This is a genomic window from Treponema sp. UBA753 (assembly GCF_002297325.1).
Lineage (GTDB): Bacteria > Spirochaetota > Spirochaetia > Treponematales > Treponemataceae > Treponema_D.
In genome coordinates, this window is record NZ_DBKJ01000139.1 from 10,418 (window position 1) to 21,800 (window position 11,383).

10 protein-coding genes and 1 pseudogene are annotated in these 11,383 nt (G+C 40.3%); 4 read left to right on the forward strand and 7 right to left on the reverse strand.

Translation table 11 applies throughout. The annotated features are described in order from the left end of the window. A pseudogene (locus tag B4C08_RS10990) lies at positions 1-208 on the forward strand (carbon starvation protein A); the annotation flags it as partial. A 251-nt stretch (positions 209-459) separates the two neighbouring features. Here the strand turns inward: B4C08_RS10990 and B4C08_RS10995 are convergent. Then, positions 460-1,605, reverse strand: a complete 1,146-nt coding sequence (locus B4C08_RS10995) for a hypothetical protein (protein WP_296665347.1) — start codon at positions 1,603-1,605, stop codon at positions 460-462. A gap of 140 nt (positions 1,606-1,745) precedes the next feature. Next, entirely contained in the window at positions 1,746-3,170 is a 1,425-nt protein-coding gene (locus B4C08_RS11000; protein WP_295795808.1) for an ATP-dependent 6-phosphofructokinase, read from the reverse strand. Positions 3,171-3,310: 140 nt separating this feature from the next. On the opposite strand from B4C08_RS11000, the gene B4C08_RS11005 reads away from it, so the two are divergent. Together B4C08_RS11005 and B4C08_RS11010 are read left to right on the forward strand one after the other, a co-directional pair. Then, a complete protein-coding gene (locus B4C08_RS11005) occupies positions 3,311-3,892 on the forward strand; it encodes a LemA family protein (RefSeq protein ID WP_295795810.1) in 582 nt (193 codons plus the stop codon). A gap of 15 nt (positions 3,893-3,907) precedes the next feature. Then, the gene (locus B4C08_RS11010) at positions 3,908-4,705 is read left to right on the forward strand and encodes a TPM domain-containing protein (RefSeq protein ID WP_296665349.1); all 798 of its coding nucleotides are present in this window, start codon (positions 3,908-3,910) and stop codon (positions 4,703-4,705) included. Between the two features lie 98 nt (positions 4,706-4,803). Here B4C08_RS11010 and B4C08_RS11015 read toward each other — a convergent pair whose 3' ends face one another. The 4 genes from B4C08_RS11015 to B4C08_RS11030 form a co-directional block, all read right to left on the reverse strand. After that, positions 4,804-5,994: a protein-glutamate methylesterase/protein-glutamine glutaminase gene (locus B4C08_RS11015; protein ID WP_296665351.1), complete on the reverse strand. Its 1,191-nt coding sequence runs from the start codon at positions 5,992-5,994 to the stop codon at positions 4,804-4,806. Between the two features lie 29 nt (positions 5,995-6,023). Then, the gene (locus B4C08_RS11020) at positions 6,024-6,845 is read right to left on the reverse strand and encodes a CheR family methyltransferase (RefSeq protein WP_296665353.1); all 822 of its coding nucleotides are present in this window, start codon (positions 6,843-6,845) and stop codon (positions 6,024-6,026) included. A gap of 118 nt (positions 6,846-6,963) precedes the next feature. Then, positions 6,964-7,962 (reverse strand): LysM peptidoglycan-binding domain-containing M23 family metallopeptidase, encoded by a 999-nt coding sequence (locus B4C08_RS11025; protein WP_295795820.1) that lies wholly within the window; start codon positions 7,960-7,962, stop codon positions 6,964-6,966. A gap of 8 nt (positions 7,963-7,970) precedes the next feature. Then, complete coding sequence (locus B4C08_RS11030) at positions 7,971-8,576, reverse strand: RlmE family RNA methyltransferase (protein WP_296665355.1); 606 nt, start codon at positions 8,574-8,576, stop codon at positions 7,971-7,973. A 192-nt stretch (positions 8,577-8,768) separates the two neighbouring features. On the opposite strand from B4C08_RS11030, the gene B4C08_RS11035 reads away from it, so the two are divergent. Next, complete coding sequence (locus tag B4C08_RS11035; protein ID WP_296665356.1) at positions 8,769-10,706, forward strand: AMP-dependent synthetase/ligase; 1,938 nt, start codon at positions 8,769-8,771, stop codon at positions 10,704-10,706. Here B4C08_RS11035 and B4C08_RS11040 read toward each other — a convergent pair. Continuing rightward, positions 10,703-11,383: small ribosomal subunit Rsm22 family protein (locus tag B4C08_RS11040; RefSeq protein ID WP_296665358.1), on the reverse strand; the 681-nt coding region annotated here is incomplete at its 5' end. The two genes, B4C08_RS11035 and B4C08_RS11040, sit on opposite strands and share 4 nt — an antisense overlap.

Here is an 11,383-nt window from a genome sequence, read left to right on the forward strand (position 1 = left end):
CTTTATTCCAATGGCATTTATGCTTGCGGCGACTTTGACAAGCCTTGTTCTTACTGTATACAAAAAGATTGCGGCAATGGTTCAGGGTGCGCAAGGTGCTCTTGCCTGGGGAAACTGGTTCCAGCTTGTATTCGCAGCGGCAATGGCAGTTCTTGCAGTAATTCTTGTTATTGAAGGAATCCAGACATTTAAGAAACAGAAAAAATAGCAATGTATCTGAGTTACACAGCGTAATGTGCAGCTCTCATACATTATAATGAAAAACACAGTATCAGTATAATGATAGTCCGTCTATCATTATAGTGGTAAGCATATTATCAAGCTAATGATAATCCAGACGTCATTATGCTGACGTAAAAAACATTAAGAAAGGCTGCCAAAACAGGCAGCCTTTCTTGTTATGTGATTTATTAATTTTTATTTCAAATTAAAAAACAACTACTTAACAGCACTCAAATATTACCAAGCAACACGCACGCTGACCGCCGCAGAAGGAATCTTTGATGCAATATCGTAGCTTCCGCTTACACTAAGGTTTAGGAACAGAAGGTCAAGTCCGATTCCTCCAAAAACCTGTGGATAAACAGAAAATCCAGAAGAGCTTCCACTGAATGAGCTAGGAAGAATTCCCCAAGTCAACGCATCTGCAACGCCATCGTAATAAGTATCACTTTCTTCTGCAATAATGCTTGCCCAGTCAGCCTTTACCTTCCAGTCAACAGATGTCTTTGAGAACAAGGCGCGTCCACCAATAAACGGAACAAGGCAAAGCACCTTGATAGAAGCCTGTGTGTTTACCATGAATGTTGTAGACTTAAAGTCAAGACTAGCTTTTGCACTGTCATCGTCTACATCAACACCGCCTTTCGTGTAATAAAATCCGGCTCCAACAGACCATTTTGGACGCATGAATCCACCCTGAAAAATCGCATAGCGGATGTCTGCTCCAAGAGTAAAGAAGTCGATTGCAACAGGATCAATAGCTTCGTCAACTGCGCCTATTTTTGAAGTGTCAATTGACATTGCAGTAATGCCAATATCAAACGGAAGAATTATTCCGCCAAGACGCGCATCCACAGTAATTGTCGGGAAAACAAGAGTGTCGTTTATATCTTTTACGTCATCAACACCAAGCGCAAGGGCAGCATCTTTAAGCGTAGAAACGTCAAGGGCTGAAACTCCGGCGTTAACACCAGCGCCAAAGTGAAATCCCGGGAAAATCTTTCCAATCCAAGCTTCCGCATAAACATTCTGCTGAGTCTGCGAGTTCGGAATAACATCCGCAAGGTCATCGCAAAAGTCGTTAAGTCCGTTTTCTGCAACAGTAAATGGAGAGTCTGTCGGAATGTACTTTTTGATGTTTACATAGGCTTCATTTACCTTGTCAGCGGCATTAGATATCTGACTTTTTTTAACACCGTTTTCACGCAACGCATTGTTAATTTCATCAACTCTTCCAGAAACCATATTATAAACATCATCTGGAATATCGATTGTAATTTCGCCGTCTACACCTTTTACAGTAAGAGGCTTTGCAAAAAGTCCTGAAGCCGCAAATGCAAAGGCAAATACCATTGCAGCAACCCGTTTAGTTTTCTTTACCATAGTAGTTCTCCTTAGATTCTGAAAACAAAATCTTCTTCATTTATAGCATATTATTCTATGCAAGTCAAAAAAAATGAGCTGCCGCACAAGACTTTTCAATCTCGGCAAGGCAGCCCGTTTATTCAGCAAAATATTTTAATTTAGCTGTTTTTCATTCCGTTGACTTTTTCAAGGCGGGCGAGCGCTTTTGCTTCTGCCTCGTCAGCATCTTTCTTAAGTTTTTCTACAACAGTGTTGATATTGTTCACCATATATACAGGCTGCAAAGTAGCATCCAGACAGTCGCGCCACAATGAGCTTTCCGGGTCAACAATGTTTCTCTTCAAAGTTGCCATTGAAATTGGAATGTGAACATATTTGTCATGCACAAGTCCAATTACAATCTTTGTTTTTCCTGCCATGGCCGCATGAACCGCATTGTTTCCAAGACGCTCACAATAAATAGAATCATTAGCAGTTGTAACAGCCGCGCGAACTTCATATCCTGGATCAATGTACTTAAGATTGATATGGATTTTCTTTGAAGCGAAATATTCAGTGATTCTGTCGCGGAGGTAAACACCGATGTCCGCAAGTTTTTTGTTTCCAGAAGCGTCAGTCTGATTTGTAGAAGTCAAAAGCTCTTGTCCAGCACCTTCTGCAACAACAATTACAGCGTGATGACGTTCGTTCAGACGTGCTTCAAGATGGGCAAGCAATCCGTTCGGTCCGTCCAAGTCAAAAGGAACTTCCGGAATAAGGCAGAAATTAGCTTCGTGGCTTGCAAGGGCAGTCGCAGTCGCAATAAATCCAGATTCGCGTCCCATAAGCTTTACAAGACCAATTCCGTTAATTTGAGAATGCGCTTCCATGTGGATTGAATTTACGGCCTGAGTAGCTTTCTGAACAGCAGTTTCAAATCCGAACGAGCGGTCAATAAACTGAAGGTCGTTGTCAACTGTCTTTGGAATTCCCACAACTGAAATTTTAAGTCCGCGACGGTCAATTTCGTTTGCAATATCAAGCGCGCCTCTCTGGGTTCCGTCTCCACCGATGATAAACATCATGTTGATTCCCATGCGCTCAATGGAATCTACAATGTCAGAAGTTCTGTCTCCGCCTCCGCGTGAAGTTCCAAGGAAAGTTCCGCCGATTTTATGGATTGCATCAACATTGTCCGGGTTAAGGTCGATTGTATCGTATCCCTGCTCTGCAAAGAATCCTTTATAGCCAAATTGAATTCCCTTGATTCTGCGCACACCGTAGCGGTTCCAAAGACAGCGGACAACAGCGCGGATTACATCGTTAAGTCCAGGGCAAAGACCTCCGCAAGTGCAAATTCCAGCTGTAACGTGAGCCGGATTAAAATAAATGTATTCACGAGGACCTGCTTTTTCCATGAACTTGGCTTTGTCATCGCAATCCTCTTCAACGCCTTTATAGACATTCACCTGGCGGCGAACATAAGAATTGTCTGTAACATAAGCTGCGCGGAAATTTCCGTGCTCCAAAGAAAGTTCAATAGGAGACTTTACTTTGCATTCTCCCAAGTTTTCCACTGAAAAATCATATTTCATTGTTGCCATAGCAAACCTCGTACCGTGAAATAAAAAAGCGTAAAACACGCTCTTATAAAGATACTTTCAAATAGTAAAAAATTCAATATAGGAATAAAAGAAATTACCAAACTTGACCAAAAAGCGTTTTTTGCGTAGTTTTCTATATTATGAGAAAAACTTTTTACACTTTAGCGGCATTTTTTTTGTGCCTTTTTGCATTTTCAAGCTGCGGATACAACGGACTCATCGACAAGCGTGAAGCAGTTGAGCAGCAGTGGGCAAACGTAGAAAATCAATATCAGAAACGCTCTGACTTAGTTCCGAATCTTGTGGCAACTGTAAAAGGCTACGCTTCGCATGAAGAAGGTGTTTTCACACAGATTGCAGAATCCCGCTCAAAACTCGGCGGAACTGTAAACGTTGACATAACAGACGATCCTGAAAAATTCGCTCAGTTTCAGGCTGAACAAAACACTTTTTCTGCAAGCATAGGGCGCCTTCTTGCTCTAACAGAAAGCTACCCGGAACTCAAGGCGAACGAAAATTTTCTTGACTTGCAAAGTCAGCTTGAAGGAATTGAAAACAGAATTTCCACGGAGCGCAAAAGATACAACGATGCAGTAAGTGAATACAACAAAGCAATTCAAAAATTCCCAGGCGTTCTAACAGCAAAAATGTTCGGCTTTACAAAGAAAGCTTATTTCCGTTCAGAAGAAAAAGCCGCAAAAGCCCCGGAAGTTTCGTTTTAATTCGGAAGCTAAAAAATGAGCGCATCTTTTTTCGACAAAAGCAAACAGAACAAAAATTTCATCTGGATTCTTGCTCTTACATTTTTCATTGTAGCGTTTCTGTCGTTTTCAGCAAAAAGCAAGAGCGGACAAACCAAAGCAACTTTTAGCAATGAAGCCGACGGAATATATAAACCGGTTTTAGACAACGCAGGAATTTTTTCCAAATCGGAGCTAAGTCAGCTTGAATCTTTCATTGCAAATTTAGAAGAGCGCACAGGAATTCAGATTGCAGTCATTGTTGTAAAAAATTTAGGCGAAGAAGACATTGAATCATTCAGCATGAAACACGCGGAACAATACAAGCTCGGTCAAAAAGGAACTGACAACGGGGTTCTGCTCACAGTCGCCATGAAAGAGCGCGAAGTAAGAATTGAAACTGGATACGGCGCGGAAGGAATTCTTACAGATGCAGTTTGCGCGCGCATAATCCGCAACAAAATAACACCGCTGTTTAAGCAGGAAAAATATTTTGAAGGAATAGAAAGCGGAATTAAAGCCATTGCTTCTGTTTTAGCAAGCGATGAAACAATGACAGAAAACCAGCCTCAAGCGGAAAATTCTGCGGAAGAAGATGAAGAGGAAAGTCTTTTTTCTGTCCTTGCTTTTGTCTTTTTTGTAGTGCTTATTTTTGTAATATTTGGGCGCGGAAGAAACCTTTGGCTTTTGCCTTTTATTTTTGGCGGAGGAAATTCCAGCAGAAGGAATTCAGACAGCTTTAGAAAAGGCGGCGGCGGAAGTTTTGGCGGCGGCGGAGCTTCGGGACACTGGTAAAACAATTTTTTTTAATTACAACTGTCATTTTCTTGCTTGACAAGGGAATCTTTTATAAAGTTAAACAGATCTTCAGTTCAAGGCTCGAAGATGACAAATTATTTTCCGTGCTCTCTTACAAGAGTGTTCATTTCGTTTGCCATGCTTTCCAACGAAACTTGCTTTTGGACAGCGCCAAGCTCATAGGCAACACGAGGCATTCCATAGACAACAGATGATTCTTCGTCCTGTCCCAAAGTCCAAGCACCCTGCTTTCTCATTTCCGCAAGCTGAGCAGCTCCATCGCGACCCATTCCAGTCATTATAACGCCCAACGCTCTGTTCTGGTAAATTTTCGCCACGGATTCAAAAAGCCAGTCTGCAGAAGGCCTGTGCCCATTGCGAAGATCTGCGCTAGAAAGCCGAATTACATTGCACAAAGTTGATTTTTCCACAACAATATGAAAGTTTCCAGGAGCAATATAAATCTGTCCAGGATGAATTTCATCTTTGTCTTCCGCCTCTTTTACTGAAAGCGGACAAATTTTATCCAAGCTTGCGGCGAATTCCTTTGTAAAACCTGCCGGCATGTGCTGAACAACAAGTATTGGCCGTGAAAACTTAGGATCAAGATGCGCAAAAACTTCTCTAAGAGCGTTAGGTCCGCCAGTAGAAATTCCTATGGCAACAACTTCAATTCTGCCGGGCTCTCTAAGCGGAACAATAACGTCCGGTTCCTTTCTTTTTGAAGTAAATAAAACTGGCGAAAAAGTTTCCTGCGATAGAGCCGCCGGAGCAATTTTATCTATGATGCCTTCTTTTTTTGCAGCGGCTTCTGCTTCACGGAGTTTTGCCTGCTTTACAAAAGTTTCTGTTAATGGAATATTTTTCCCGTTTTTGCGGGCATATCTTCCGCCGTAAGAAGCAATTTTTTCAATAATCGCGCTTGAAACTGAAGCGATATTGCTTGAAACAGAGCCGGAAGGTTTTGTAATAAAATCACTTGCACCAAGCTCAAGGCACTGCATTGTTACAGCCGCGCCTTTTGTTGCTATAGAAGAAAGAATTACAACAGGAATGTCCATGCCGCGTTTTTTGCGCTCTTCCAAAAACTGAACGCCTGTCATTTCAGGCATTTCTATATCAAGAAGAATCAAATCCGGCTTAAGAAACGGAATCTTCTGAAGCGCGAATTTTCCGTTCATTGCAGTTCCGCAGACTTTCATGCCTTCGGTTTCGTCTACAATTCTTGAAATAAGATTTCGCATCAACGCTGAATCATCGCAAACAAGTACTTCAATATTGTCCATCACAAAATCTCCGCAGGAAAAATGCGGGCTTATTTTTCATTCTTCTGATAAAGGCAAGCCCACGGTGTTTTTAAAAATTCAAATTTTGTGTCCATTCCAAAAAGGCTTTCAGAATGTCCAATAAAAAGATAAGAATGACGAGCCATTGACTTCCAAAAATTGTCGATTGTTATTTTCTGCGCCGCCTCATCAAAGTAAATAAGAACATTTCGGCAAAAAACAATGTCAAAATTTCTTGCGCCCATATCAAAGCGCAAATTGTGGTAGTCAAATCGGATTGTCTTCATAAGTTCTGGCTTAACCTGATAGCCGCCTTCAACTCTTGTAAAATATGAAGCAAGGTAGTTCTGCGGAATTCCTGAAATGCGTGAATCCGGGTAAAAACCTTTTTGCGCTGTCATAAGGGATTTAAGAGAAATATCAGAAGCAATAATTTCAAATGTATAAGGAGCCGGAAGCTTGTCCTTTAAAAGCATCGCCAAAGTGTAAGGTTCTTCGCCAGTTGAACAGCCCGCGCTCCAGATTCTGATTTTGAAATCCCCGACAGTTTGTTTTTTATCTTCAATAACATGAGGAATTACGTAATTTATAAGAGCATCAAAATGCGGCTGGTTCCTAAAAAATCTTGTAAGGTTAGTTGTAATGCTGTCAAGGAAAACTTTAAATTCCTCTTTATTGCCAGTTATCAAACGGTAATATTCCTGAGGATCTGTTAGATTTTTTTCACGCAGACGTTCCTTTAATCTGCTGTCAAGAATCGAACGGTTTGTCTCTGAAAAAGTTATTCCGCTTGCATCGTAAATGAGTTTTCTAAATTCATTGAATTGTATATCTGAAAGCAAATCTGCCATAAATCAAATTATATAATTTAATAAAATATTTGTAAACTGAATTACAGCAGCATAAACTTACAGCATATAAAAGCTGGCTAAAGAAATTTTTAAATCCAAACGAACTAAAAAAAATACCTTATTTCCACAAATTCGCAGGATTTATTGAGCGACCGTTTTTGTAAACAGTAAAATGCAAATGAGGACCTGTGCTCATTCCAGTGCTTCCGACCTTTCCTACTTTTGTATTTGTGTCAACGAATTGTCCTTTTCTTACAAGAATTTCGTTCATGTGTCCGTAAAGAGTTTTGTAGCCAGAATGATGCGAAACAATCACATATTTTCCATATACTGCATTATCTCCGCAAACAGAAACTACTCCAGGAAGAGCCGCATAAATAGGAGTTCCCTTCGCACAGGCCATGTCAATTCCGCCGTGAAACGTTCTCTTTGAACTATCAAAAGGACTTGTGCGCCAGCCGAACATAGAAGAATAATAAAAGCGTGTCTTAAGCGGCTTTGTGAACAAGTCCCCGTTGATTTCCTGCCGTGTAACCCAGTCAAGCTCTGCATAAGGAACAAAAAGCGATTTTCCAGCTGAAAGTTTTTCAGAAAGTCCAATGTTGTTTACTGAAGAACATTTTTGAGCGTCAACATTGTATTTTTTTGAAATCGACTCAACAGTTTCGCCATCTTCCCTTACTGTATAAAGAATTCCAGGCAGCGAAGGAATTTTTAAATACTGACCTATCTGAATCAAACGTGAAGCATGAATATTGTTTACGCTGATTATCGTGTCCTGAGTAACACCGAATTCATCCGCAATAAAGCCAATCATGTCGCCCTTTTTTACGCGGTATGAAATATATGAAAGCCCATTATCGTTATATTCAGGCTGAACAGGAATGTCTTCGCCGGAAAAAATTTCACTTGAAATATGAGATGAAGAATTTGAGTCAAATCCGCCTTGACCGCTTGAATTTTTAAAATGAACAACGCCAAATGTAATTCCCGTTACAAAAGCCGCAATTCCTGCAATAGAACAAGCGCAAGTCAATGTTAATTTTAAATATGATTTCATTTTTAGAGTTTTACTATAGCACATATCATCTGAAAACTCAATTTTATTTTTTTTCATAGCAGCCTCTAAATTTTTTTGTTCAAACCGATTAAATAAGTTTCAAAAGATTCTGTGCGGCAGGCTTCCGGCTTGAAACCTTTTGCCTGTGTAAAAATTTCGCGCATTTTCATAAGAAGTTTCTGCTGATCTCCGTTCTGAAAAATTTTCACACAGAAATTTCCGCCAGTCTTAAGCATTGCACCCGCATACCAAATTGCCATTTCAACAAGCGCCTTTGAGCGCAAAGTGTCTATAGTGCGGTTTCCAGTCGTCAAAGGAGCAGCATCGCAAACAACCAAGTCGTAAGGTCCCTGCGCTTTTATAAGATTCCGAATTTCCTCGCTAAGCAAATCGCCCTGAAAAAAAACAAGATTTTCAGCCTTGACATCTTTCGAAAGAGGATTCAAATCTACGGAAACAACTTTTCCAGACTGCTTTATATTTCTTAAAAGCCAGACCGTCCAGCTTCCCGGGGCTGCCCCCAAATCAAGAACAATGGAACTTTTTTTAAGCATTCCAAATTTTTCATCTATTTCCTGAAGCTTATAAACGCTTCTTGCAGGATAGCCTTCCTTGAAAGCTTTTTGAGACCAGTAATCGGGCTTTTTGTAAAGATTCTGTTTTGATGGCATACGTTGATTTTCGGAAAAAAAACAAGATTTATTAGCATTGTTGAAGAAATAACACATATAAAATTGCGACTATTTATTATAAAATTCTGTCTTTTTTATAAAAAATTTATACAAATTTCTTTAATTTTCATTGTAACTCTTTTTTTTTTCACTTAAACTTACTAAAAATCAAACACAATCAAGCAGGTCTATATGAATTACAAATTCGGAGATACACTTCCAAAATTAGTCAGAAAAAGCGCAATCCAGTGGCCTGAAATTTCAGCGCAGCTTTCAAGAACAAAGTCAGGCGAATACAAAGAAATAAATTACCACGATTTATTTGAAAATGCCATGGACTTTGCCGGCGCGCTTTTGGACATCGGTGTAAAACGAGGGGACAGAGTCGGACTCATCGCTGACAACCGCGAAGAATGGGAACAGGCAGACATCGGACTTCTTTCAATCGGAGCAATAGACACACCGCGCGGACTTGATGCAACAGAAACAGATCTTGCTTACATTCTTTCTTTTTCAGAAGTTGAAATCACAATTGTTGAAAACGAAACACAAGTAAAAAAACTTTTGAATATAAAAAAATCAATTCCAACACTCAAGACAATAATTTCCTTTGAAGAAGTTTCCGAGGACACAAAATCAGAGTGCGAAAAGAAAAACGTTGCTTGCCTTTGCTTCAGGGATTTGCAGAAATCAGGACATGAATGGCGCAAACAGCATCCAGACGCAGTTGAACAGGAGCTTGAAAAAGGAAAGCCAGACGATCTTGCAACAATAATTTTTACAAGCGGAACAACAGGAACTCCAAAAGGCGTAATGCTAAGCCACGGAAATATTCTATGCCAGCTTGACGAAGTTACAGAGAGAATATTTTTAAATCCTGGGGAGCGCGCATTGCTTGTTCTTCCCGTATGGCATGCTTTCCAAAGGGCCGTTGAATATGTAATTATCGCTCAAGGCGGAACTCTTTGCTACAGCAAGCCGATTGGAAGCGTTCTTCTTCAAGATTTGCAGAAACTGGATCCTTATCTTTTGCCGGCAGTTCCGCGTGTCTGGTCAGCAGTTTATGACGGAATCTGGCGCAAAATGAGAAAAACAGGCGGAATCGCATTTGCGCTCTTCAGATTTTTTGTTGCGGAAGCATTATTGTGGAGCAAAATTGACAGAAAGCTAAGAAGAAAAAACACCCGGTTCGGTCCAGATTATCTTGGCTTTTGGTGGCCAATTCTTGTATGGCCGTGGCTGCTTCTTTATCCGATAAAACTTCTTGGAAACCTGCTTGTCTTTAGAAAAATCAAAGCGATGGTCGGAAAAAATTTCCGCTCCGGAATTGCAGGCGGCGGAGCATTTCCTAAAAATGTTGACTCATTCTTCTGGGCAATCGGCGTAAACATTCAGGAAGGCTACGGACTTACAGAAACATCTCCTATTATAAGCGTCCGTCCGATTGCAGATCCTATTTTCGGAAACGTTGGAACTCCTTTGCGCGGAATGGAAGTAAGAGTTGTTGACGACGACGGAATTATCCTTGGCAGATGCAAAAAAGGAACTCTCCAGATAAAAGGCGCTTGTGTTATGCAAGGCTACTATAAACGCCCGGATTTAACAGATAAAGTTATGACCGTGGACGGCTGGTTTGACACTGGCGACATTGCAATTCTTTCCGTAAATAATGAGATTCAACTTAGAGGACGAAAAAAAGACACAATAGTTCTTCAAGGCGGAGAAAATATTGAGCCGCTTCCAATTGAAGCTAAAATAAATGAATCCAGATTTATTTCAACTTCTGTTGTATTCGGAACAAACGAAAAAGGAATCGACCAAAAATATCTTGTAGCGCTTATTTTGCCAGATCAAGATGCGATTGAAACTTATGCAGCAGAAAACGGAATCACTTTTGGCTCCTATGAAGAACTTGCAGAAACTGAAGCGATTCAAAAACTTCTTGAAGGCGAGGTATTTGAGTCAATCAGCGCAAAAAATGGATTCAAGTCTTTTGAACGCATAAACAAAATCGCAGTAATAACCAAGCCTTTTGAGGTTGGAGTAGAACTAAGCGCAAAGCAAGAAATGATGCGCTATAGGGTTGCAGATATTTACAAAGATAAACTTGCAAAACTTTACAAAGACTAAAGTTCCAAAATATAAGCTCCTGATTTTGAATCAATCGGGAGTTTTTTTTGCGGATTCAGCACTCTGATTTTTTGTCCGCTCAAAAACTGCTGTGAAGTCACAACAAGCAAAAGTCCTTTTTCTGAGCAAGCGTAATATCCGCTTCTTCCGCCTGGAAGTTTTATAAGTTCGCTTGTTATTCGCATTGAAATAAATTCTTGCCTTTCATCTGAAAAACAGTTGCATCCATTTATTTGTCCGTCTTTTGATTTTTGAAACGCAACAAAAGAAAGTACTGCCCTTTCCTTTGGAAGCTCGGATTTTTCAGAAAGCCTTTTTAGTTCAGCGGGGGCGTCATCTGTTTTAAAAGCATAGTTGCACCATTTGCCACCTTTTTTTCCATCCATGGGACACTGGCAAAAATGCGTGCAAGGAGAAACTGGAAAAAATCCGCGCCGCATAAAACTGTCACGCATTAAACTTACAAGCCGCGCTGAACGCGGATCGCCTGGCTCTACAATAATATACCGCGCATTTTCATTTTCAAATTTTAAATATGAAAGAATTTGTTCTGTATATTTTTTTGCAAGAAAATCCGGCGGATTCTTAAAATCATCACAAAGCTCATTGAAAAGATTTGCGCTTATAATAAAATCCGCTTTTTCCCTTACAGATGAACCAAGCTCGCCTTTCACACG